This is a genomic window from Pseudarthrobacter sp. Y6 (genome assembly GCF_050156205.1).
In the GTDB taxonomy this organism is placed as follows: domain Bacteria; phylum Actinomycetota; class Actinomycetes; order Actinomycetales; family Micrococcaceae; genus Arthrobacter.
Genome location: NZ_CP189574.1, coordinates 3,581,449 through 3,603,621, shown reverse-complemented (window position 1 = coordinate 3,603,621; position 22,173 = coordinate 3,581,449). Strand labels below are relative to the sequence as shown.

At 65.7% G+C, this 22,173-nt stretch carries 18 protein-coding genes and 1 pseudogene; 6 read left to right on the top strand and 13 right to left on the bottom strand.

All coding sequences use genetic code 11. The features are described 5' to 3' along the window. Nucleotides 1-81: 81 nt before the first annotated feature. Complete coding sequence (locus ACQCSW_RS17275) at nucleotides 82-2,739, top strand: S1 family peptidase (protein ID WP_426987818.1); 2,658 nt, start codon at nucleotides 82-84, stop codon at nucleotides 2,737-2,739. Between the two features lie 80 nt (nucleotides 2,740-2,819). On the opposite strand, the gene ACQCSW_RS17270 is transcribed toward ACQCSW_RS17275, so the two are convergent. Beyond that, complete coding sequence (locus ACQCSW_RS17270) at nucleotides 2,820-3,263, bottom strand: PaaI family thioesterase (RefSeq protein ID WP_426987816.1); 444 nt, start codon at nucleotides 3,261-3,263, stop codon at nucleotides 2,820-2,822. A 132-nt stretch (nucleotides 3,264-3,395) separates the two neighbouring features. Between ACQCSW_RS17270 and paaZ the strand changes: the two genes are divergently transcribed. Then, entirely contained in the window at nucleotides 3,396-5,504 is a 2,109-nt protein-coding gene (paaZ, locus tag ACQCSW_RS17265; RefSeq protein WP_426987814.1) for a phenylacetic acid degradation bifunctional protein PaaZ, read from the top strand. A 117-nt stretch (nucleotides 5,505-5,621) separates the two neighbouring features. Beyond that, entirely contained in the window at nucleotides 5,622-6,029 is a 408-nt protein-coding gene (locus tag ACQCSW_RS17260; RefSeq protein ID WP_426987812.1) for a VOC family protein, read from the top strand. 139 nt (nucleotides 6,030-6,168) lie between these two features. Here the strand turns inward: ACQCSW_RS17260 and ACQCSW_RS17255 are convergent, their stop codons facing one another. Beyond that, nucleotides 6,169-7,449, bottom strand: a complete 1,281-nt coding sequence (locus ACQCSW_RS17255; RefSeq protein WP_426987810.1) for a haloacid dehalogenase-like hydrolase — start codon at nucleotides 7,447-7,449, stop codon at nucleotides 6,169-6,171. 394 nt (nucleotides 7,450-7,843) lie between these two features. Here ACQCSW_RS17255 and ACQCSW_RS17250 point away from each other — a divergent pair, with 394 nt between their 5' ends. After that, nucleotides 7,844-8,911 (top strand): IS110 family transposase, encoded by a 1,068-nt coding sequence (locus tag ACQCSW_RS17250; RefSeq protein WP_426987808.1) that lies wholly within the window; start codon nucleotides 7,844-7,846, stop codon nucleotides 8,909-8,911. A gap of 56 nt (nucleotides 8,912-8,967) precedes the next feature. Here ACQCSW_RS17250 and ACQCSW_RS17245 read toward each other — a convergent pair whose 3' ends face one another. The 4 genes and pseudogenes from ACQCSW_RS17245 to ACQCSW_RS17230 all read right to left on the bottom strand — a co-directional run. Next, complete coding sequence (locus ACQCSW_RS17245; RefSeq protein WP_354252296.1) at nucleotides 8,968-9,573, bottom strand: TetR/AcrR family transcriptional regulator; 606 nt, start codon at nucleotides 9,571-9,573, stop codon at nucleotides 8,968-8,970. 311 nt (nucleotides 9,574-9,884) lie between these two features. After that, the gene (paaK, locus tag ACQCSW_RS17240; protein WP_426987806.1) at nucleotides 9,885-11,252 is read right to left on the bottom strand and encodes a phenylacetate--CoA ligase PaaK; all 1,368 of its coding nucleotides are present in this window, start codon (nucleotides 11,250-11,252) and stop codon (nucleotides 9,885-9,887) included. Between the two features lie 6 nt (nucleotides 11,253-11,258). Further along, nucleotides 11,259-11,732, bottom strand: coding sequence for a hotdog fold thioesterase (locus tag ACQCSW_RS17235; protein ID WP_354252294.1), 474 nt, complete (start codon nucleotides 11,730-11,732; stop codon nucleotides 11,259-11,261). A gap of 431 nt (nucleotides 11,733-12,163) precedes the next feature. Beyond that, nucleotides 12,164-12,638 (bottom strand): annotated as a pseudogene (locus ACQCSW_RS17230) (glycogen debranching N-terminal domain-containing protein); the annotation flags it as partial. 373 nt (nucleotides 12,639-13,011) lie between these two features. Between ACQCSW_RS17230 and ACQCSW_RS17225 the strand changes: the two are divergent. Further along, nucleotides 13,012-13,296 (top strand): hypothetical protein, encoded by a 285-nt coding sequence (locus ACQCSW_RS17225; protein ID WP_354252293.1) that lies wholly within the window; start codon nucleotides 13,012-13,014, stop codon nucleotides 13,294-13,296. A gap of 179 nt (nucleotides 13,297-13,475) precedes the next feature. Here ACQCSW_RS17225 and ACQCSW_RS17220 read toward each other — a convergent pair whose 3' ends face one another. The 5 genes from ACQCSW_RS17220 to bioB all read right to left on the bottom strand — a co-directional run bounded on the left by ACQCSW_RS17220 (nucleotide 13,476) and on the right by bioB (nucleotide 19,110). Next, nucleotides 13,476-14,654: a cytochrome P450 gene (locus ACQCSW_RS17220; protein WP_426990724.1), complete on the bottom strand. Its 1,179-nt coding sequence runs from the start codon at nucleotides 14,652-14,654 to the stop codon at nucleotides 13,476-13,478. Nucleotides 14,655-14,668: 14 nt separating this feature from the next. Beyond that, complete coding sequence (gene bioD / locus ACQCSW_RS17215) at nucleotides 14,669-15,346, bottom strand: dethiobiotin synthase (protein WP_426987803.1); 678 nt, start codon at nucleotides 15,344-15,346, stop codon at nucleotides 14,669-14,671. Then, complete coding sequence (locus ACQCSW_RS17210) at nucleotides 15,343-16,500, bottom strand: 8-amino-7-oxononanoate synthase (RefSeq protein WP_426987801.1); 1,158 nt, start codon at nucleotides 16,498-16,500, stop codon at nucleotides 15,343-15,345. The genes bioD and ACQCSW_RS17210 overlap by 4 nt, the downstream gene beginning before the upstream one ends. Before the next feature lie 8 nt (nucleotides 16,501-16,508). Next, the gene (locus tag ACQCSW_RS17205) at nucleotides 16,509-17,867 is read right to left on the bottom strand and encodes an adenosylmethionine--8-amino-7-oxononanoate transaminase (RefSeq protein ID WP_426987799.1); all 1,359 of its coding nucleotides are present in this window, start codon (nucleotides 17,865-17,867) and stop codon (nucleotides 16,509-16,511) included. 217 nt (nucleotides 17,868-18,084) lie between these two features. Continuing rightward, entirely contained in the window at nucleotides 18,085-19,110 is a 1,026-nt protein-coding gene (gene bioB / locus ACQCSW_RS17200; RefSeq protein ID WP_426987797.1) for a biotin synthase BioB, read from the bottom strand. A gap of 304 nt (nucleotides 19,111-19,414) precedes the next feature. On the opposite strand from bioB, the gene pta reads away from it, so the two are divergent. Next, nucleotides 19,415-21,502 carry a phosphate acetyltransferase gene (gene pta / locus ACQCSW_RS17195; protein ID WP_426987795.1) on the top strand — a complete coding sequence of 696 codons (2,088 nt, stop codon included), beginning with the start codon at nucleotides 19,415-19,417 and terminating at the stop codon, nucleotides 21,500-21,502. A gap of 118 nt (nucleotides 21,503-21,620) precedes the next feature. On the opposite strand, the gene ACQCSW_RS17190 is transcribed toward pta, so the two are convergent. Both ACQCSW_RS17190 and ykgO read right to left on the bottom strand, forming a co-directional pair. Next, on the bottom strand, nucleotides 21,621-21,905 hold the full coding sequence (locus ACQCSW_RS17190; RefSeq protein ID WP_426987793.1) for a hypothetical protein: 285 nt from the start codon (nucleotides 21,903-21,905) through the stop codon (nucleotides 21,621-21,623). A gap of 96 nt (nucleotides 21,906-22,001) precedes the next feature. Further along, nucleotides 22,002-22,124, bottom strand: coding sequence for a type B 50S ribosomal protein L36 (gene ykgO / locus ACQCSW_RS17185; protein WP_058931424.1), 123 nt, complete (start codon nucleotides 22,122-22,124; stop codon nucleotides 22,002-22,004). Between the last annotated feature and the right edge of the window lie 49 nt (nucleotides 22,125-22,173).

Below are 22,173 nucleotides of genomic sequence, written 5' to 3'. Positions count from 1 at the left end.
GGCGGACAGACGTCGATAAGTGGGACGAACGGAACGGCGACCCGAATGAAACGGATTTTTGCTGCAGGAACGACAGCTGGGATGGCTCTGGCGCTGGGATTCGGTGCCGTTCCAGCCGTGGCCTTCCCGGATACGGCCGGCTCCGAAAGCCCGACGCCGGATAGTGCCGGAACCAACGGCGCGCCCCTTAGCAGTGCCGAGGTCCCGGTTTCTGCCGTTCCAGCAGGCGCCGTACCGGCGGCCGGCCCCTCCGATGCAGGCCTAGCTGTAGCGGTCCGTCGTGATCTCGGCATGAGCCTGGCGGAATTCAACGCCGCCGGGGAACTGGGACGCCGGGCAGCCGACGCCGCCCCTTCCCTGACTGGGCTCCCTGGCTTCGTAGGCATCAGCCTGAAAGCCGGCAAGATCATGGTTGAAGGCGCTGGCCCCGAACTGCAGGCCAGGGTGGATGAGCTGAACCAACCCGGCCCTGCAAACTTTGTGCTGGTGGCATCGTCAACGCCCGTTGCTGCCACGCCCGTTCCCCAAACGGCAGCTGCCACACCTCTCGGCACGGCCGCCCCTACCGCCGTCCCCACCACAGCTCCGTCCACTCCCGCTCCATCAACGCCCGAGTTGGTCGCGGGGAACATAGATCAGTTGTTCCAGGCCTACGTCCGTGACGTCGGCACCCAAGGCCTTCAGGCCGTTGCCTACACCGATGGTCAATTTGTCATCCGCACCGGTTCTGTCAACACCCCGGAATCAGAGGGCACCGCCAACCTGGGCAGTCAGCCGTTCCCAGCGGCCGCCTCCCCAGCAGCGTCCGCGCCCGCGCCGTCCGCGGCCGGCAAGTTGACGCCCGCGCAGTTCGTGGCACGTTACGCCAACGTCCAGCTTGAAAAGGGCGCCGCCGTCAAAACCGAAGACGACATCTTCGGCGGCCAGGGGTACTTCATCGATAACATGGCCAGATGCTCGGCGGGCTTCGGAGCGTTCAGCCCCTCCGGTCTGCCGCTGGTCCTGACCGCCGGACATTGCGCCGAAGACGGCTTGGCCAAAGCTGCAGCACTTGAGCCCCTCGCCTGGGCTCCGGCAAGCGGCTCCAATACTCCGACACCTCAAGCGTTGCCCCCGCTCGCGCCGCTCGGCAGCTTCGGGTTCAGCCAGTTTGGTGGCCCGAACAACTCGGCAGCCACGGCGGACCGATCCAATGGCGGCACCGATATCGCCGTCATCCAGGACATCGCCCCCGGGCTCAACCTGCAGGCGGCCGCCACCAAATGGGACAAGCCCAGTGCCCCGGGCCAGGGCGCCGTCAAGATTGTGGGGATCGCGGCGCCCTTCCAGGGCCAAGACGTGTGCAGGTCCGGGCGGACATCAGGATGGAAGTGCGGCACCGTTGATGCAGTCGGCATCTGGATGATGCCGGGGTCAAAGAGCGTCCCGCCGAATTATGACAACGACCTCCGGCCTGTCCGAGCCTTCGATTCCACGTCAGTGAAGTCAGCGGGCGGCGATTCCGGCGGCCCCTGGATCAGTGGCAACTTTGCCGTCGGCACGCATACCGGGGCCGAAACTCTGAATGGCGTACAGACCCGAGCCATTGCCGCCACCCTCGAGGACTCTGTGACCAGCATCCCCGGCGGAGTCCAGCTCCAGTTGTTCCTGAACAAGCCCGAACTCGCCGCACCCGCGGATCTGACTTTCAAAGCCGGCACGAGCATCACCGGGAGGATTGCCGCCGCTCCTGCGTCGGTCGTCGCTGCGGGTTCAAAGGTCAGGATCACGGTTGCGGGGCAGCAGCCCCTCGAGGTACCGGTGGACGCCAGCGGCAACTGGTCCTTCCCGGCGCCACTGCCAGCCGGCTCCTTGACATTCACGGCGGAAACCGTGAACGGCTTCAGCCGCTCCGGCGCCGCTTCACTTTCCGTGGTGGTGGCACCGTCGCCGCTGGCTGCACCGACAATCACGACGCCGGCAACAGCACGGTTGACCGAGCTGAAGAGCCTTGAGGGCACCGGAATGCCCGGGGCCATTGTGACACTCTCGGGCAACGTCGCGGGTTCGGGGAGTGTGGGACTCGATGGAAAATGGACGGTTCTCCTCACAGGCCCCGCAGTCTTTGGCAAGGTGACGGCGGAGGCTGTGCTGTCCTCCCCGCGGACAGCGGACAGTGCCCCCGCATCGGTAACGTTTACCCTCATCCCGCCGGCCCCTGCCGTATCCAGCATCTCCGACGGCCAGCACCTCCGGCAGGACGACCTTCCGGCAGCCATTTCAGGAAGCGGAGTCAGTGGCGCGGAGGTGACCGTGTCCGTTGACGGGGTTCCCCTGACCGGCGCGCCAGGTGGTGGCGGAGCCGGGTCGAGGTCCGCTGCGCGTGCCGTGGCTCCGTGGGTCCTGGTGGCCGGCGGACAGTGGAGCGTGCCGTTCCCCGCCGGATTGGCCCTTGGCACACACGCGTTCTCAGTCACGCAGGCTGTTGACGGAGTCGTGTCTGCCCCGGCCGTTGCGTCGTTCGCCCTCGACGCCCCGCCCCCGGCTGAAGTACCAGCCGCGAACGGTGCGGTGCCTCCGGCAGGTAACAGCGCCGCCGTCGTACGTCCGCTGGGTGACAGCGGGGCGGCAAGCCTGGCCAACACCGGTGCATCCAGGCTGATTCTGTTCGCCAGCCTCGCTGCTGGGGCGCTCGCCGTCGGCGGTGTGTTGCTGGCTTTGGCCCGACGGCGGAAGCGGCAGCGCCCCACCCCAACTTGATCTCTCACTTAACGTCGTCATCGGCGAGGAATGGCGACGTTAAGTGATAGGGCAACCGGGGGTGGGTGAGGGGGCTATTCCTAGCGCTTCCGATCCATCAGCAAGTTGGTGATGCGCAGCGTGCAGAGGCGCTGGCCGGCGTCGTTGGTGATCAGGACCTCGTGGGTGGTCAGGGTGCCGCCGAGATGGATGGGCGTGGCGGTGATGGTGATCTGGCCCTCGCGCGCGGAGCGGTGGTGCGTCGCGGAGACGTCCACTCCCACGGCAGTTTTCCCCAACGTGCTGGCGTGGATCACTGCCGCCCAGGAGCCCACAGCCTCGCCCACCGCCAGGGACGCGCCGCCGTGCAGCAACCCGAACGACTGCCTGTTGCCCTCCACAGGCATCGTCGCCACCACGCGCTCGACCGATTCCTCGAGGATTTTCACGCCCATCTTCTCGTCGAGCTCGCCGAGGACGATCTTCCACGGGGTGGCGTCCGGGGTGGTGTCCCGCGCAGCGGCGTCCGGGGATAGGGCGGTCATGGGTCTCCTTTGGCGAGGCTGAACTTCCAGTGTGCAGTACAGCACAGTCATGTACTGTAGACATATTACCGAACGGACGGTCAGTAAAGCCCTGGCCGCGTTCTGTCCCCGTGTTGGAAGGACCCGTCAACGATGACCACCACCGCAACCGCTGAAGCCACAGTCGACACCGTAGAGACCGTCCCCAGTTTTGTGCAGGACTCCTGGTGGACTCCCGACGCCGGTTCGGCAGCTTCCGCCGTCCCCGTGCGGGATGCGAGCACCGGGGAAGTCCTGGCCAAGGTGAGCACCGACGGCCTGGACCTTGCCGCCGTCGTGGATTACGGCCGCACCACGGGACAGTCCGAACTGGGCAAGCTGACCTTCCACCAGCGCGCGCTGAAGCTCAAGGAGCTGGCGCAGTACCTGAACGCCCGGCGCGAGCACTTCTACACGTTTTCGGCCCAGACCGGTGCCACCAAGATCGACTCGATGATCGACATCGACGGCGGCATCGGCGTCCTCTTCACGTTCGGTTCTAAGGGCCGGCGCGAGCTGCCCAACTCGCAGGTGGTGGTGGACGGCCCCATGGAGGTGCTGTCCAAGGACGGTTCGTTCGTGGCCGAGCACATCTACACGCGCATCCCCGGCGTTGCCGTGCAGATCAACGCGTTCAACTTCCCGGTCTGGGGCATGCTGGAGAAACTTGCGCCCGCCTTCATCGCCGGGGTCCCAACGATCGTCAAGCCGGCCACCCCCACCGGGTACGTGGCCGCGGCCGTGGTGAAGGCGATCATCGAATCCAATATCCTGCCGAAGGGCTCGCTGCAGCTGATTTCCGGCTCCGTCCGCGGCCTCCTGGACGTGCTGGACTACCGCGACCTGGTGGCTTTCACCGGCTCCGCGTCCACCGCGCTGTCCCTGAAATCGCATCCCAACGTGGTGCAGGGCGGCGTCCGGTTCACGTCCGAAACGGACTCCCTCAACGCCGCCATTCTTGGTCCGGACGCGGTGGAGGGCACCCCGGAATTCGACGCCTTCATCAAGTCCGTGGTCACCGAAATGACGGTCAAGGCGGGCCAGAAGTGCACGTCCATCCGCCGCGCCATCGTCCCGCAGGAGCTGGTGCCGGCGGTGATCGCCGCGATCGGCAAGCGCGTGGACGAGCGTGTGGTGCTGGGGGATCCCCGCGCCGAGGGTGTCACCATGGGCGCTTTGGCGTCGCTCGAGCAGCTCGCTGACGTCCGTGCCGCAGTGCAGTCAATGCTCGACGCCGGCGGTGAGCTCGCGTACGGAACGCTCGATTCGCCGTCGTCGACGTCAGCCAGCGGTGCCACGGGCGTAGTGGATGCCGGCGCCTTTATGTCGCCGTTGGTGCTGAGCTGGGCTGACGCGGAGGCTGACGCGATCCACTCGCTGGAGGCGTTCGGACCGGTGGCCTCCGTGATCGGTTACAAGGACCTGCCCGACGCCGTCCGCCTCGCCGCCCGGGGTGGCGGCTCCCTCGTGGCATCGGTGTGCACGAACGATCCTGCCGTTGCCCGCGAACTCGTCACCGGGATCGCCGCGCACCACGGCCGTGTCCTGATGCTCAACCGCGAGGACGCCCGCAGTTCCACCGGGCATGGCTCACCCGTGCCGCACCTGGTCCACGGCGGTCCAGGCCGGGCCGGCGGCGGCGAGGAGCTGGGCGGCATCCGCTCGGTCATGCACCATATGCAGCGCACCGCCATCCAGGGTTCGCCCAACATGCTCACCGCCGTTACCGGCCTATGGCACACCGGGGCGGACCGGAACTTCACAGTGGAGGCCGAGGGGACGCACCCGTTCCGGAAGTCGCTGGCGACTTTAAGGATCGGCGACGCCGTCCGGTCCGGCCTGCGGGAAGTGTCCCTGGCGGACATCACGGCGTTCGCGAACTCCACGGGCGATACCTTCTATGCGCACACCAACCAGGAAGCGGCCGAAGCCAACCCGTTCTTCCCGGGCATCGTGGCGCATGGCTATTTGCTGCTGAGCTGGGCCGCCGGGCTGTTCGTGGAGCCGGCGCCGGGTCCGGTCCTGGCCAACTACGGCCTGGAGAACCTCCGCTTCATCACACCTGTGGCTGCCGGCGATTCCATCCGGGTCACCCTCACTGCCAAGAAGATCACCCCGCGCGAAACCGACGAGTACGGCGAGGTGGCCTGGGACGCGCTCCTGACCAACCAGAACGACGACATCGTGGCCACCTACGACGTCCTCACCCTCGTCGAAAAGTAGGCCCGGTGGTTAAGTCTGTCGAAACCAGGGCCCGGTGGTTGAGTCCGTCGAAACCCGCCTGCGGGAGATCTTTCGACGCCGCTCAGGCGTAAAATTTCCACCGTAGGAGGTGGCCAAATGAACCTAGCCCTGAACACAGCCACAACCATCCTGCCCGTCGATGATGCAGCGCGCGCCCGCAGTTTCTACACCGAAAAACTGGGCCTCCCGCACCGCGGAATGACAGACGATGGAAGCGAATTACTCGGTAGCGACGGCGGCCCGATGCTGCAGTTGTTGCCAGTCTCGGACGGGAAACACTCCGAGCACACCGCCCTCAGTTTCGAGGTGCGTGACATTGAGCGGATCGTGCAGGACATGGAGGCCAAGGGCGTCCGGTTCCAGGACTATGACCTGCCCAACCTGAAGACCGAGAACCACATCTGCACTAAGGACTCCGAGAAGTGCGCCTGGTTCATGGACACGGAGCACAACATACTCTGCGTTCACGAGACGTTGGGTATGCAGGCCGAGTACCAGCTCTGACCTGCGTTACTCTGACCCGCGCCACACCATGAGGGGGCGTCCCGGCCTGCGGGACGCCCCCTCGTGGGCGAGTCCGCCTTGCCTACATCTTTAGTTGCTTCTTTATTGGCTACGGTTCACCGTCCCAAGATCCGGCTGATCAGTGAGCAGTGTCTGTCTGGTCTGGAATCACACTGCCGTCTACCCGTTTTACCGGCCCTGGGCTGTTGTTGGGGTTGGTGTAAGCCTTCGTAGAGCAAGCGTAAGGATCGGTTCGCTGGGGTTTGGGATCTATGAACATCGGCGTCACCAGCCATTTGCCGTCGTCATTATCGTACGCACGGCACATGAGCTCGGCCTTGTTGCGGTTGATAACGAGGCGGGCCTCGGTGGCGTCACCCACAAAGGTGACGTCGGTGACAGAGTCACCCGCAGAGAGTATCTGACGGTGCTCCGCCGGAAGCTGCTCAAATGCCGCGGGCCCTTCGACTCCGAAGATCACCTGGTTTGCCCAGCAGCGCTTCCCGTCGATGTAGGTCATGACAGAATCGTCGCCGTCAGGCACTCCCCCGCAGCCCTCCAGATGAGGTGTCTGGATGCCGTTTTCATAAACGCTTCGTACACCGACGATATGCGCAGCGTCGATCCCGACCTCCTCGGCCCACACCTTGACAATTGGTTCCGGCGATGCTGAAACCACCCAAGTCTGAACACCGTGAGCCTGCAGGGTGCCGATGAGGTCCTTGATTTGCTGATACACCCGGATGTATCCGTCCACCTGTTTCGTCCCGACAGTCTGCGTCGCGCCCTCCGGGGCTCCCAAGTTCTCCTGTTTCATCGCGGCAGCGAATCCCTCCAAATCCTCCGCGGTGTAACCGGCAGACAAGGCCGCCCCCCAGGAATATGCCCCCGTCATGCGGCGTGCGTCGAAGCCTGCAAAGGCGGGTTCACCAGCGCGCGTTGTGTCATCTAGGACTGCAACGATCTCGTCCGCACACTCGGCATCAGTGCTTGTCTTCAGCGGCCGGCCTGCAGGAGTCTCGCTACCACAGGCGGCGCTCAAAGCGACGGCCGCCGCATCGGTGAGATAGCGGTCGGTCGTTTTCCAATCCTTGTTGGCAGGCTGAAGAACCTTATCGTTACGCAACATCCAGAAGTTCGTCCCGTACCCTATGTCGTTCTTGACAACCGTGTTGTCCCAGTCAAAGATCGCCACCGGCGCCCGTCCGCCTGAAAACGTGCCGGTGCAGCTGCTGTGTGCGTCGATCGTCGTCTGCAACCGTTCGCGAATGTTCCCGAACCATGGCAGGCCCGGGCTGAGCTGGCGACATTCCGTGACCGTCGATGCGCCGCTTCCAGGGGTGGCAGCGCAACCGGCCAATGCCATTTGGGCGACAAGAGAGGCCGCAACGATGGCGGTTAGTCGGACTATACGGCGCATGAGTTGTCCCCTTCGAAGTGGTATGGAAACAGACCATAGCATTCGATGGATAAGTTGTATATAGCGCAACAGGACGCACTGGCAGCTTGGTTGGGGACCACTTTGTTGGTCTGGCATGAGGTCACCTGCGACTTGCTGAGGGCACGTCCCGACGAGGGGTGGTTGAGCCTGTCAGTAATGATTGATGTGGGGGTCGGGTTGGTCTGACTCAGAGCCTGTCTGACGCTTTGGCTGTCTTTATTTCGATGCGTCGGCCGGCCTGGTCCCCGTCACTAATTAGTGATGCGTTCAGGAATGCCGTGCATGACTTAATAGGAGCCTGACTCCAGTCCCGTTACTGACTTGTCTGTTGGCATTCCTGAACGCTGACCCTCACGAAAGGGCTTCTTCCAGCATGCCGGAAAACATTCATAAAATCATCATTGGTGTGGACACCCATAAGGACTTCCACCACGTTGCCGTCATCACCACGTTGGGTGCAGCGGTCGCTGACCGCCGGTTCCCGGCGACCCAGGCCGGGTACGGGGAGATGCTGGACTGGGTGGCCGGTCACGGGCAGGTCCTGCGGGCCGGCGTGGAAGGGACGGGTTCCTATGGTGCCGGGCTGACCAAACGATTCCGGGTTGCCGGCATCGAGGTCGTTGACGTCATTGCCCCGGATAAGCAGGAGCGGCGTTTGCGGGGCAAGACGGACAAGATTGATGCGTATTCCGCGGCCCGGGCCGTGCTCGCCCAACGCGCCACGACGGTCCCGAAGACCCGTGAGGGCCACGTCGAGGCGATCCGGGTCCTGCACACCACCAAGCGGCTGGTCATCAAGCAGAGCACCGAAACGATGAACCAGCTCAAGGGCCTGCTGGTCTCCGCCCCGGACACGTTGCGTGAGAAGCTGGCCGGCCTGACGGGCAAGCCGCTTTCCCGTGCCTGCACGGGCCTGCGCGCGCTCAAGACTGATGACCTGGTGACCCAACACAGCAAGACGGCCCTGAAAGCACTCGGGAACAGGCACCTGGCGCTGCAGGCCGAAGCCGCCGCCCTGCTGAAGGACTACGAGGCATTGGTCAAGGACTACGCCCCGGAGCTTCTGGCCGTCCACGGCGTCGGTCCCGACGTTGCTGCGGCCCTACTGACCGTGACCGGGGAGAACGTTGACAGGATCACCAGCGAATCAGCTCTCGCCCACCTCTGCGGCGCAGCTCCGATCCCCGCGTCCTCCGGGAAAACGAACAGAAACCGGCTGAACCGGGGAGGAAACCGGCAAGGCAACGCCGCCCTCCACCGCATCATTGTCAGCCGTTTGAAAGGCCATCAAGCCACCAAGGACTACATGACCAAATCCCTGGCCCGAGGGAAGAGTAAACGCGAGGCCATGCGGCTACTCAAACGCTACGTCTGCCGCGAAATTCATCCCATCCTCATCAAGATCCAACAACGCCACCAAACCCTTCAACAAGCCGCTTGACAACCATAGGAGCATCGAGATCCCAATGGCTTCGGCAGGCTCAACCACCGTCCCTGTCAGGCCTGCGCGTGGAGCCCTTCGAACGCGATGGTGATGACGTCGTCGGCCAGTTTTTCCGGCGTGAGGGAGCCGCCCGGCTTGTACCATTCCACGATTGAGTTGATGGTGCCGAACAGCAGGCGCGTGACGGTGCGGGGATCGATGTCCTGGCGCAGCGAGCCTTCGTCGCGGGCCGCGGAAATCAGGGCGGCCACCTCGTGATCAAACGCGCGACGGCGTTCAAGGGCGTCGCGCTCAATGTCAGTATTGCCCCGCAACCGCAGGAGCAGCGTGACAAACGGCAGACGCTCCACCAGTACCGCCACGGTCTGCCGCAGCACAAACTCCAGCCGTGCATCCGCCGCGCCGCTTTGCGCCCCGGGCTGTTCGAGGATTGATTCCAGGCCGCCCAGCGCATGATCGAGCGCGAGCTTCAGGAGGTCGCCCTTGGACGGCACGTGGTGGTAGATGGCCGATTTTGAGATGCCCAGGTTCTCGGCGAGGATGCCCATGGAGGTGGCGTCGTAGCCGTGCCGGTTGAAGACGTCGACGGCGATGAGCAGCACTGACTGCTGGTCGTAACCGGGACGGCCGCGCTTGTTGGGGGCTGCTGTAGTGGGCATACCCGCTATTTTCCCATGAACGTTCGGTAATCCCTGTAGCGGCGCAGCCCACGGACATTCGGCAGACAAAAGCGGCGGCCCACCGTGGTGGGCCGCCGCCTGTCTGGAGCAGGGTTGGACGGGAGGGCTGGGGCCTCAAGTGTCCGTTCGCGCTTAGCTGGCGTTTTCCTCCAGGGTGAGGTCGCGAAGCCCTGGATGAACCGCAGAACGGTCAGGAGGACCGGGGCCAGGATCCCTACGGATTCGTAGGTGGGGAGCAGGCCCATGGCTAACGCGTGTGCCAGTTCGCGCAGCTCGGTCTTGGTGACGGACTATGTCTTGGGCCGCAGGTCGTAGATCCGGCGCAGTTTGCCGTTTGACCGCTCCAGCGAGCCCGGCTCCACCACGTCAACGGCGCACGAAGAACCCACGTGGATCTTGATCTGTTCCTGCAAGGTGCGCGCCGCCGTCGTACTCTGCTCCACGGTCACGGCGTCCCGGCGTTCGATCTTGACCGTCAGCTGGTCCATCCGCTGGCCCTCGGGGCGGGTGAGTTCGAGCTGGAAGTGCGGGCTGAGTTCGGGGATGCGCAGTGCGATTTCCTCGATCTGGGACGGGAACAGGTTCACGCCGCGGAGGATGATCATGTCGTCGCTGCGGCCGGTGATGCGGCCCATCCGGCGGTGCGCGGGACGGGCGGTGCCGGGCAGCAGGCGGGTGAGGTCCTTGGTGCGGTAGCGGATGATCGGCAGCGCTTCCTTGGTGAGCGATGTGAACACCAGTTCGCCGTGTTCGCCGTCGCGCAGTACGTTTTCCTTGCCCACCGCGGGGTTGAAGGCGTCGATGATTTCGGGGCGGAAGTGGTCCTCCCAGATGTGGCTGCCGTCCTGGGTTTCCACCGATTCGCCGGCGACGCCCGGCCCCATCACTTCGGACAGGCCGTAGATGTCGCAGGCCTTGATGTTCATGGTGACTTCGAGTTCGTGCCGCATCTCCTGCGTCCACGGTTCGGCGCCCAGCACCGCGTACTTGAGGGAGGTGGACGTCGGGTCGATGCCCATGTGCGCCATGGCATCGGCGATGGTGAGCAGGTAGGTGGGAGTGCAGAGGATCGCGTCAGGCTGGAAATCCTGGATGAGCTGGATCTGGCGTTCAGTCTGCCCGCCGGACATCGGGATGACGGTGCAGCCCAGTGCTTCGGCGCCGGCGTGCGCGCCCAGTCCGCCGGTGAACAGGCCGTAACCGTAGGCGTTGTGGACCTTCATGCCGGGCCGGACGCCTGACGCGCGGAGGCAACGGGCCACGAGTTTGGCCCAGTCGGCCAGGTCCTGTTTGGTGTACCCGACGACGGTGGGCCGGCCCGTGGTGCCCGAACTTGCGTGCACGCGGGCTACTTCGCTCTGCGGCACGGCGAACATGCCGAACGGGTACTCGGCGCGCAGGTCTTCCTTGGTGGTGAACGGGAAGTTTCCCAGATCGCCCAGTTCGCGCAGGTCCGCGGGGTGGATGCCGGCGTCGTCGAACTTGCGCTTGTAGAGCGGCACGCGGTCATAGGCGTAGGCCACTGTGTGCTGCAGACGGGTGAGCTGGAGGGCTTCGAGTTCGTCGCGGGAGATGGTTTCTTCGCGGTCCAGCGTGGCGGGATCGGCGGCTGCGTTGGTGGACTGCGGTGTGGGGGTTTCGGAGGCGTGGAGGGTCATGGTTTCCTACTTCTTGGGGATGGTGCGGCTGCGTCCGCGGAACTCGGCAATGAGTTCCCCCGGTGTGCCGGAACTGGGCAGTGAACCGGGCTGCGCGTCGGCGTCGGCCGCGAAGATCTGGATGTCGTACAGGCCGCTGCGTCCCGAGCTGGAACGGCGGTCCGCGACGGCGGTGATGACCTGGCCGCGGTAGGCGGGCTTCAGGAAGTTGATGTCGACGCCGGCGGCAACGGTAATGCTGTCGGCCTCTTCCGGGGTGGGGTTGACCGGATTGCAGGCCAGGGCGAAGGCAGAGTCGGCGAAGGCGAAGATCATTCCGCCGTGGGCCATGCCGAAGCCATTGAGCATTTCCTGCCGGAGTGTCATGCGGATGGTGGCGTGCCCGTCGCTGACGGCGAGGACTTCGATGCCCATCCATTCGGAGGCGTAGTCGTTTTCCAGGATGGGGTGGGTGGCCCCGGAGAGTGCTGCTTCAGCCATGCGTCATTGCCTCCAGCTTTATTTACCGAATGTTCATTAGGTAATCCCAAGTGTGGTGCCGGTGTCAAGGGTGCGGCGGAGTTCTTCGGCGTGCTTGCCGGAACAGAGCGTGTGCGCACCAGCCGGGTTTGTCAGCACCGGACCAGCCCTCCGCCCCCATCCCGTTCATCGCCGCCTGGATCTTCCAGAACACCGAAAACGGCCATGGTGTGGGCGGTGATTTCTCCGGTGGCCGGCTTCAGTGCATGGCCCACGACGTTGACCGCGTGAACATCCAGACCAATGAAAGTATGCTCAAACATAAGCCGGGACCTCCCAAACTTCACATGTGGCACTACCATTGCACCCAAGCCGGCGCTGCGGGACCGCCCCGGCGATAATGGCCGGTCCCGGACGGGCCCAGAACCTGCACCCCTCACGTCATATCGTCTGAGGCCGCTGGAGACATCGAGCCTGACCTCGTGCAGCATCTTCCCCGGCTCCTCCTCGCTCACCGGGTTCACCACCCTGCCCTGGCGGTCGGCCAGCGTCTGGATGGTGCCAAGGGCCAGGGAAGGATCTACGGGCAGGGCCATGAGGGACGCCCACAGCGAGTCCATGCCGAACAGCGCCAGGAACCATGGCGCGCCAGCAGCCACTACGATCCGATCAGGGTGTTCAGGATCCTCAATGCGAAGTGCGCCCAGATCGTCGTAGCTGCGTCGTTCCCTCGATGATAGGCGCCACACTGACGGTGGCGCTCCATTGTCCGTGCGACGGAACAACGGTCCGGTAAATCAGCGTTTCCGGTGCGACGTCGGCGCCGATGGCCGAAACGACGACGCCCTTCCTGACATCCTGCCAGACAGTCCGGATCGTCAGCGATTCGCCATCGGCTTCGCGGGACTCCTCCCAGCGCCGCTGGATTGACTACACAGCACCCTGGCAGCCCGGTGGTCCATTATCGAGCCACTCGATCGCTGTTTCATTTACACAACCGACGCAACGCCCGCGGACCAAGTGAAGCCAGTTTGACCTGCAAAGTGCTGAGAACCTCCCCGCGCATCCTCATGGGGCATGGCGCGGCTTTGGCTTCCTCGTCCGGCAATTAGTAAGGGCAGCTCGACTGACGGATCGCCTCGGTTAGCCGCGCGACCAAATGGAAATGCATCAGATTTTTCCAAGCTTGTGGTTCCGCCGGCACCGGTCCTTACTAGTGTGAGGAGGCTAAGCCCCCGAGCTTGCCGCCAACCGCTCGAGTGGCGTGCAGGCTTCACGAACGACTGTCGGAGGATTAACAATGTTCGCTCGCGTCAGTACCTACCGGCCCGCCCCTGACAGCACCGGTGCGCCTTCAGAAGAAACCGTTCGTCAGGTGCTTGGTCTGCCAGGATGCCTGGGTATCTATTACTTGCTGGGAAAAGAAAACACGTCACTCGCGCTCACCCTTTGGGACGACGAGGACGCACTTGCCGACAGCCGTCAGGCGGCGGACCGTATCCGCGCCAAGACCACTGTGGAGCAACACATGGAGATTCTTGGCGTAGACGAATTTGAAGTACTAACCCAGCAGCTTAAGGAGTGAGTAAACGTCCAAGTCGGGGATGAACTCCAGGAATGGCGTCCTGGCCGGCCGATGCCGCCATCACTTGCAACCGACTCACCTCGACCTCACCTCAATCAACGGTACCAACAACTATTCATCAGTTGTCGTGGCCGCAATAACCCCTAGATTCCGGGCAACGCAACATTCAGTCCGTGTTGTCAGCAGGGCTTGTTCCTAACGGCGACCGTTTTGGGTGCCTGGAATGACAGGAATCGGATCCATTCGGGTTCGGGGTCACGGAGTTGTATCCCCGGCAGTGCGGCGGCGGTTTCCTGGACGATGACGGCGGCCTCGAGTTCGGCGAGCTTGGCTCCGAGGCAGCGGTGGATGCCGGACCCAAAGACCAAGCCGAGGCCTGGGTTGGATGATCCGTTCTGGTCCGCCTGTCCAGGTAACGGCTGGCTCCCGGGGCCGGACGGTGAGGTGATCTGGTTACCGGTCAGTTCGAGGAGGATTTCGGTACCCGCCGGAATCCGCGAGCCGGCGAGGTTGGTGCCGTGGGCTGCCACACGACGCCAGGTGGGGACGGATGATTCGGTGGCCAGCATGTGCCGGACCACGGACCGGGCGCCCGTTTCGGAGGCCGCGTCCTGCCAGTTTTCGGGCGCGGATCCCTCAAGGAGCCGGAACAGGGTAGTGCTGATCAGCTGCGTGGTTGTCTCCTGGCCGGCGATCAGCAGGAAGTAGCCCAGCGAGCAAATTTCAGGCATTGACAGGCCGTGTTCGGCCAGGGATTTGACCAGGTTGCGTCCTGGGGCCTTCATGGATTCCGTGACGAGCTGACGCAGCCAGACGTAGAAATCGGCGGCGCTGTGGGCGAGTTCGAGTTGCCGGTCCTCGTCGGGCCAGCCCCAGAACAGCTCCATGGAGTCAAGGCCCCACCGTTTGAGGGCCGGAAGGTCCCGCACAGGCAGCCCGAGGAGTTCGAGCATAACGACCGCCGGAGGGAAGGCGGCCACTGTCTGGACGAGATCCACGTGACCGGAGGTGGCGAGCTGGTCCGCGGCGTTCTGTACCGCTTCCCGGGCCAGTTCCCGGATCCGCGGTTCCATGCCGGCGACGGTGGCAGGGGTGAAGAATCCGGCTACTACCTTGCGGGTCCCGGCATGCGTGCCGGTGTCGTTGCTGGCCAGCACCGGAGGGAGGGCAAAGCGCACGCGCTGCAGCACGCGCAGGGCAGGCCCCTCCAGGGGCGTCACGGCAACCAGGGCATTCGCAGGGCTGAAGTCGGCAGGCCGCTGCAGGACGTCACGGACCGCTTCCGGGTCACGCACCACAAGGTACGGGCAGCGGGCCTGGCCGGAGCCTCCCCCCATCGACTCCGCGGATCCGGCCATCGACAGCAGCGGGTTCATGCGGGCAGTCCGTTCAGCCACGCTGCTGCTTCGGCACGGAAAGTTTCCGGGGACAGTTCCGAGGCCTGCTCGGGAAGGGCACCGAGCAGTGGCACCCGCAGCGATTCGAGCACCTCCCGGTTGCTCTGGTGCACGACCTCAGGGGCGGAGGGCCAGCTTCCGAGCACCACGCCAAGGACCTGTTGGTCCCGCGCCTCCAGCGCCTCGAGGGTCAGCGCGGTGTGGTTCAGGGTTCCGAGGGCCGGCCGGGCGACCAGCACAAACGCCGCCGCGAGGAGCGATCCGAGGTCAGCGAGCGTGCCGCCGTCGGCATCCAGCTCCACCAGCAGCCCGCCCGCGCCTTCAGCCAGGACATGATCGTGGGACGCGGCGAGTTCCCGGATCCTCTCCGCGTGCGCAGCCAGCGTCGGGAGCTGCGTTCCGTCGGCGGCGGCAGCGGCGACAGGTGCCAGCGGCTCCTGCAGAACCACTCCCGCTTCCGCCGTCACGGCGCCGGTGAGCCGGACAATTTCGGTGGTGTCGGAGTCGCCGTCGGCGGCCCCGGACTGGCAGGGCTTGTACACGGCGACGCTGCGCCCCCTTCCGTGGAGGACGGCTGCGAGGGCCGCCGTCGTGATGGTCTTGCCGACTCCGGTGTCGGTTCCGGTGACCAGGATGATGCCGGGCAGGTTCATGGAATGTCCTCCAAAATGCCGCGCAGCACTGCGCGGCTGTCTTCGATTTGCTCGGGGGTCAGGGTGGCGCGGGCGGTAAGCCGCAGCCTCGAAATGCCGTCCGGAACGGACGGCGGGCGGAAACAGCCGATCCGGACGCCGGCCGCGCGCGCGGCACCGGCGGCTGCCAACGCCGATTCGGCGGACGGCATGGCGATGGACTGGACCGCCCCCGCCCCGTGCTCGACCTCAGCGCCGCGGGCTGAAAGGGCCGGGGCGAGCCCGGCGGCCAGTGCCGCAGCGTTGGTTTGGACGGATTGGGCCCGCCATGGTTCGTCGCGGATGATCCGCACCGCGGCGAGGGCAGCTGCGGCGGAGGCCGGCGCCAAGCCGGTGTCGAAGCTGAAGGTCCTGGCCCGGTTGACGAGGTGCTCCCGCAGCAGGGGTGACCCGAGGACCGCTCCGCCTTGGCTGCCCAGGGCTTTGGACAGTGTTGCGGTCACGATCACGTTTGGATGCCCTGCGAGTGCTGTCCCGGCCACCGAGCCGCGGCCCTGAGAGGCCCCGGCGCCGGTGACTCCGAGGCTGTGGGCCTCGTCGATGAGCAGCATGGCGTCGTACTGTTCGGCCAACGCCAGCAGTCCCGCGAGCGGGGCTTCGTCACCGAGGACGCTGTAGACGGATTCGACGGCAATGAGTGCGCGCGGTTCCGGCCGTCCGGCCAGCAGGCGGCTGGCTTCCTCCACGCTGTTGTGGGCGAAGGATTCGGTGCGGGAGCGGCTGAGCCGGAATCCGTCGATCATCGAAGCATGGCAGTGCTCGTCTGCGACGATCAGGGTCCCGGGGCCGCCCAGCGCCGTGATCACACCGATGTTCGCCAGATAGCCGGAGGAGAACACGAGCGCCGTTTCCATCCCCGCCAGGCTTGCGAGTTCATTCTCCAAATCAAGATGCAGCCGGGTGGTCCCGGCCACCAGCCGCGAGGACGTGGCGCCGGCACCCCACCGCGACGCTGCCGCCGCGGCTGCCTCGGTGACCCGCGGGTCCGTCGTGAGGCCCAGATAGTCGTTGCTGGCGAGGTCGATGAACTGTTCGTCTGCAGCGCGGGGGAGCGGGCGGCGGACCAGGCCCCTACGGTCCCGGACCGCGGCCTGGCGCTCAAGCCATCGGATCATCGAGGCGCTCATCCCACGCCCCCGGACCGCGCCGCGACGCCGTCATGAACGTGGGCGACGGCCGCCGTCATACCCGCGGTGATCTGGTCAATGTCCGCAGCGGTGCTGATGTAGGGAGGCATCGTGTAGACGAGGTTCCGGAACGGCCGGACCCAGACTCCGTGCCGGATGGCTGCGGAGCTGACCGCGGTGACGTCGACGTCGTCGTGCAGTTCAATGACTCCCACCGCGCCGATGGTGCGGACATCCCGGACCGCCCCGAACTCCCGGGCGGGAGCGAGCCCGGCCACGAGGCCTGCGTTGATCCGGGCAACATCCGCCCGCCAGCCGCCGTCGTCGATAATGCCGAGGCTGGCGTTGGCCACCGCGCACGCCAGCGGGTTTCCCATGAAGGTGGGGCCGTGCAGCAGCGCCCCGGCCCGGCCGGCCGAGACCATGGCCGCGATCTCGCCTGTGCACAGCGTGGCGGCGAGGGTCAGGTACCCGCCGGTCAGGGCCTTGCCCACACACATGATGTCCGGCACGACGCCGGCATGATCGGCCGCGAACAGTTCGCCGGTACGCCCAAAACCGGTGGCGATCTCATCGAAGATGAGCAGCAGCCCGTGCCGGTCCGCCACCTGCCGGAGCGCTGTCAGGCATTCGGCCGGGTAGGCGTGCATGCCGCCGGCGCCCTGGAGGACCGGTTCGACGATGATGGCGGCGAGCTCCCCGGAATGCGCAGCAGCGATCTCCTCGAGTTCGGATTCCCACGCCCGGATGCTTTCCGGCGTGGCGGAAGCCGCAGCCGGCGGCCGCGGAGCAAAGACGTTGCCCGCCAGCAGGCCGGGGAAGGCGCAGTGCATGCCATCCACGGGATCGCAGACGCCCATCGCCGCGAAGGTGTCGCCGTGGTATCCGCCGCGGATGCTCAGGAACCGCTGGCGCTGGGGGTACCCGGACGCGGTCTGGAACTGCACCGCCAGCTTCAGTGCTACCTCCACCGCGACCGAACCGGAATCCGCCAGGAACACCCGCTCCAGGGCCGGCCTTCCGGGTGCACCAGGGGCCATGTCCACGAGCCGCTCGGCCAGTTCCACCGCCGGGGCGTGCGTGAGGCCGCCGAACATTACGTGGCTGAACGTCTCCAGCTGCCGCCGCGCGGCGGCGTCGAGCACGGGGTGGCGGTAGCCGTGGATCGCCGACCACCACGAGGACATCGCATCCACCACCTCATGGCGTGTGCCGTCCTCGCCCCGAAGCTGCAGCCGCACGCCGTCGGCCGCCTCGACCTCCCACAGCGGAAGGTCCGGGGAGGCCGGCGCGTAGGGATGCCACAGCCGCGCGCGGTCCCGCTGGATCAGGCCCAGCTGCGCCTCACCAGTCATAGTGCAAGCACCCCGTGGCGGGAGCATTCCGCCGTCCAGCCCAGCGGTGTGACCTGGACTTTCATCCGGCGCCGGCAGGCGGCGCAGTACCGCGGCGGCTCCATCGCGAGGCGCTGTGCGCAGCTTTGGTGAGCGTCCGACGGCGGCTGCGCACCGGCGTCGTACGTCCCGCCGCAGTGCCCGCAAAACTCAGCCGTGGTTGGGAGGGAAACCGCGTTCACAGCGCCTTCTGGAGTTCCTTGATGGGCATGTTCAGTTCCACCAGGAGGTTGAGGTCGGCGTTGGCGGGGCGGCCCAGGGTGGTGAGGTAGTTGCCGACGATGACGGCGTTGATGCCGCCGAGCAGGCCCTCGCGGGTGCCGAGGTCGCCGAGCGTCAGTTCACGGCCGCCGGCGTACCGCAGCACCGTCCGGGGCATGGCGAGGCGGAAGGCAGCGATCGCGCGCAGGGCGTCCTTGCCGTCCATGATTCCCTGGTTCTCCAGCGGGGTCCCGGGCCGGGGGTTCAGGAAGTTCAGGGGGACCTCGTGGGGTTCCAGGGCTGCGAGCTGGGCTGCGAGTTCGGCGCGCTGCTCCAGGGTTTCGCCCATGCCGATCAGGGCGCCGCAGCAGAGTTCCATGCCGGCGGCCTTGACCATGTTGCAGGTCTCCAGACGTTCCTCGTAGCTGTGCGTGGTGACCACTTCGGGGAAGTAGCTGCGGGCGGTTTCGAGGTTGTGGTTGTAACGGTGCACGCCCCAGCTGGCGAGCTGGTCCACTTGGCGCTGGGTCAGCATCCCCAGGGAACAGGCGATGTTGATGTCCACTTCTTCGTTGATGCGGTCAATCGCGAACTTGATCTGGTTCATGAGTTTGATGTCGGGGCCGCGGACGGCGGCGACGATGCAGAACTCGGTGGCTCCGGTTGCGGCCGTCTCCTTGGCGGCCTTGACCAGCTCAGGGATGTCGAGCCAGATGCCGCGGACGGGGGAGTCGAACAGGCCGGACTGGCTGCAGAAGTGGCAGTCCTCGGGGCAACCGCCGGTCTTGATCGAAATAATGCCTTCCACCTCGACGTCTTCGCCGCAGTGTTTCAGGCGTACTTCGTGGGCCAGCTGCAGGGCGGCGGGCAGATCCCGGTCCGGAAGCCTGAGGATTTCCAGAAGCTGGCGTTCGGAGAGTCCGGTGCCCTGCTCCAGAACCTGCGTCCGGGCGGTCTCGAGGATGGTGCCGGGGTTGGCCTGGAGGTCTGGCTGCATCGTCATCGATAATCCTTTGGGGTGCATAGCTGCGGATATTTCCTCGGAACAAACGCTAGGTCCCAGTGAGAGGCGAGATTTTGTTGGGTTCCGACAAAGTGATGAAGCGGATATTGGACGGACCACGTGCTGCCCCAAGTGGCGCTGGCGATCGGTTTCCGAACGGCCGGTTCACGATTTCGAGCGTTGTAACTTTGCGGTTCCGTGAGGACGCGCTCGGGCGCGCGCCGGCGATGAGCCGGGTCGCCTCAGCCCGCCAGGGAAGTGCAAGGATGGAGGGACCGGCACCACGCACAGCAAAGGGCGGACCATGGCCAAAGGCATCTACGTCAGCGCGACCACTCCGGGATCGGGCAAATCGCTCGTGGCCCTGGGCCTCGCGGACACGCTCCACCGGCATGCGGACCGGATCGGGTTCTTCAAACCGGTGGTCCACGGCCCGGACGCCGCCAATGACCCCATGGTGGCGCTGATGAAATCACGCTTCGCGCTCGACGACGACCGCTGCCGAGGGGGCCTGACGTCCGCCGAAGTGCGTGCTCTCCTGGCAGACGGAAAACGCGCGGACATCGACGCCCGCTGTGTGGAGATCTTCGCCGACATCGCCAAGCATTGTGACGTGGTGATCGTGGAAGGGACGGACCTCACCGGCCAGGACGCCGCCGTCGAGTTTGACCTCAACGCCCGGCTGGCCAACAATCTGGCCGCGCCGGTGGTTGCCGTGGTGGGCGCCAAGGGGCTCAGTGTTGCCGAGGCTGCGGCCGCCGTCGAGGTTGCCCGCAAGGAGCTGGCGGCGGAGAAGTGCACGCTGCTGGCCATCATGGTGAACCGCGCGGACCCGGACTTGCTGGAGGAAATCGCGGCCGCCGTGAAGCCCGGTGCATCCAAGCGGCCGGTGTACGTCCTGCCGGAGCTTGAGGAGATCGCCCGGCCCACCACCGGTGAGGTAGCTGCGGCCCTCGGCGTACGCCAGATCGCCGGTCTTGCGGACATGGAACGCGACGTCCGGGATATCAAGGTGGCGGCCATGAACGTGGGCAACTTCCTGAACGTGCTGGACGAGGGCGCCCTGGTGATCGTTCCCGGCGACCGCGCGGACGTGATGGTGGCCTGCCTGGCGTCGTCGTTCTCGCCGGAATTCCCCGTTCCGTCGGCGCTGATCCTCACCGGTGGCCTGGCCCCGGACGCCAACATCTACCCGCTCCTGGCGCAGGCACCCTTCCCCGTGTTTGCCGCCAGCGATGACACCTACACCACCGCCAAGAGGGTCTCCGAGGTCCGCAGCGAGATCTGGTCCGGGCACCGCCGCAAGGTGGCGTCCGCGCTGGGCCTGTGGTCCAAACGGGTGGATGAGGCTGAGCTCGTGGAGCGACTCCACCTGCCGCGCCTGGAACGGATGACCCCGCTGCGGTTCCTGCACGACCTCATCGAACGGGCCAGGGGGCAGCGCCGGCATGTGGTGCTGCCGGAGGGAACGGACGTCCGGATCCTGCAGGCCGCCGAAATCCTGCACCGCCGCGACGTCTGCGACCTCACCCTGCTGGGGCCCGATTCGCAGGTCCGGGAGCTGGCGGCGGCCAACGGCATCGACCTCACCGGGATCAACATAGTGGACCCGGCCACCTCGGAGCTGCGGCAGGGTTTCGCGGAAAAGTACGCGGAGCTGCGGGCACATAAGGGCGTGGACCTGCCCAAGGCACTGGAAATCATGCAGGACGGCAGCTACTTCGGCACCATGATGGTCCAGCTGGGCGTGGTGGACGGCATGGTGTCAGGCGCCGCTCACACCACGGCGCACACCATCCGCCCGGCGCTGGAGTTCGTCAAAACCCGCGACGGCGTGAAGATCGTATCCTCCGTGTTCCTGATGCTCATGCCGGACCGGGTGCTGGTCTATGGCGACTGCGCCGTGAATCCGGACCCCAACGTGGAGCAGCTCGCGGACATCGCCCTCGCCTCGGCCGAAACCGCGGTGCAGTTCGGGGTGGAGCCGCGCGTGGCCATGCTGTCCTACTCCACCGGCGGCTCGGGCTCCGGCGAGGCCGTGGACGAAGTCCGGCAGGCCACCGAACTGGTGCGCGAACGCCGCCCGGATCTCGCCGTCGAAGGCCCCATCCAGTACGACGCAGCCGTGGACGCCTCCATCGCGGCCTCCAAGATGCCTGGCTCGTCGGTGGCAGGGCAGGCGACCGTGTTCATCTTCCCCGACCTGAACACCGGCAACAACACGTACAAGGCGGTGCAGCAGAGCTCCGGCGCGGTCGCCGTCGGGCCCGTCCTGCAGGGCCTGCGCAAGCCGGTCAACGACCTCTCCCGCGGCTGCACCGTGGAGGACATCGTGAACACGGTGGCCATCACGGCCATCCAGGCGCAGGTGCCGTCTCCGGCGTCCGTTTAACGTCCGACGGCGGCACCCGGTTTGGGTCCCGGACGGTAAGCAGCGAGATGGCACTTCACGGCAATGTTTCTCGAAAACACTGCCGCGAAATGCCATCTCGTGGAGGTTGAAGGTGGCCCTAGCTGTTCTCCGGCTTGGCCACGCTGTCCGGGTCCTCCTGCTTGGCCGGCTCATCGGAGAGTCCTTCGGGCGTGAGGTCCAGGTTTTCTGGATCCTCGGGCTGCTCAGGGGCCTCGCCCACCTCGTCGGCTTTGGGGCTTCCGGTGTCGTCCAGGGCCGGGTTGGCACCCTCGACGCCGGTGGGGTCCATGGTGCCGGAGCCTGCGGCGCTGGGCTCGGTGCCGGGGGCGGGTGCTGCGGTCTCGGGTTCGGTGTTGTCGGGCTGAGTGGTGTCGTTCGGCATGGAAGTCCCTCTCTGCATGGTGCAACGTGTCCGCCGACTCTAAGCGCCTGCCGTGGCTGGCGCAACGGCAGGCGCGGGGTGAGCCCGACCCCAGCCTCAGCCCTGACGGGCCTTCATCCGCGGGTTCTTTTTGTTGATCACAAAGGTGCGGCCCCGGCGTCGGACGATCTGGGCGCCGGGAACCTTCTTCAGGGCGCGGAGGGAATTTCTGACTTTCATGGGCTTGCTCCTTGTGTAGTGGCGGTTGATGGGCGGCGTTTTGGCCGGT

What these genes read in the sequence shown, in the direction of transcription:
- ACQCSW_RS17270 (WP_426987816.1), bottom strand. Translation starts at nt 3,263, where the DNA reads ATGACCGCCCTATCCCCGGACGCCGCTGCGCGGGACACCACCCCGGAC.
- ACQCSW_RS17250 (WP_426987808.1), top strand. Translation starts at nt 7,844, where the DNA reads ATGCCGGAAAACATTCATAAAATCATCATTGGTGTGGACACCCATAAG.
- ACQCSW_RS17245 (WP_354252296.1), bottom strand. Translation starts at nt 9,573, where the DNA reads ATGCCCACTACAGCAGCCCCCAACAAGCGCGGCCGTCCCGGTTACGAC.
- paaZ (WP_426987814.1), top strand. Translation starts at nt 3,396, where the DNA reads ATGACCACCACCGCAACCGCTGAAGCCACAGTCGACACCGTAGAGACC.
- bioD (WP_426987803.1), bottom strand. Translation starts at nt 15,346, where the DNA reads ATGAACCTGCCCGGCATCATCCTGGTCACCGGAACCGACACCGGAGTC.
- ACQCSW_RS17190 (WP_426987793.1), bottom strand. Translation starts at nt 21,905, where the DNA reads ATGCCGAACGACACCACTCAGCCCGACAACACCGAACCCGAGACCGCA.
- ACQCSW_RS17260 (WP_426987812.1), top strand. Translation starts at nt 5,622, where the DNA reads ATGAACCTAGCCCTGAACACAGCCACAACCATCCTGCCCGTCGATGAT.
- ACQCSW_RS17255 (WP_426987810.1), bottom strand. Translation starts at nt 7,449, where the DNA reads ATGCGCCGTATAGTCCGACTAACCGCCATCGTTGCGGCCTCTCTTGTC.
- ACQCSW_RS17220 (WP_426990724.1), bottom strand. Translation starts at nt 14,654, where the DNA reads ATGGCCGGATCCGCGGAGTCGATGGGGGGAGGCTCCGGCCAGGCCCGC.
- ACQCSW_RS17205 (WP_426987799.1), bottom strand. Translation starts at nt 17,867, where the DNA reads ATGACTGGTGAGGCGCAGCTGGGCCTGATCCAGCGGGACCGCGCGCGG.
- ACQCSW_RS17275 (WP_426987818.1), top strand. Translation starts at nt 82, where the DNA reads ATGGCTCTGGCGCTGGGATTCGGTGCCGTTCCAGCCGTGGCCTTCCCG.
- ACQCSW_RS17225 (WP_354252293.1), top strand. Translation starts at nt 13,012, where the DNA reads ATGTTCGCTCGCGTCAGTACCTACCGGCCCGCCCCTGACAGCACCGGT.
- bioB (WP_426987797.1), bottom strand. Translation starts at nt 19,110, where the DNA reads ATGACGATGCAGCCAGACCTCCAGGCCAACCCCGGCACCATCCTCGAG.
- pta (WP_426987795.1), top strand. Translation starts at nt 19,415, where the DNA reads ATGGCCAAAGGCATCTACGTCAGCGCGACCACTCCGGGATCGGGCAAA.
- paaK (WP_426987806.1), bottom strand. Translation starts at nt 11,252, where the DNA reads ATGACCCTCCACGCCTCCGAAACCCCCACACCGCAGTCCACCAACGCA.
- ACQCSW_RS17210 (WP_426987801.1), bottom strand. Translation starts at nt 16,500, where the DNA reads ATGATCCGATGGCTTGAGCGCCAGGCCGCGGTCCGGGACCGTAGGGGC.
- ykgO (WP_058931424.1), bottom strand. Translation starts at nt 22,124, where the DNA reads ATGAAAGTCAGAAATTCCCTCCGCGCCCTGAAGAAGGTTCCCGGCGCC.
- ACQCSW_RS17235 (WP_354252294.1), bottom strand. Translation starts at nt 11,732, where the DNA reads ATGGCTGAAGCAGCACTCTCCGGGGCCACCCACCCCATCCTGGAAAAC.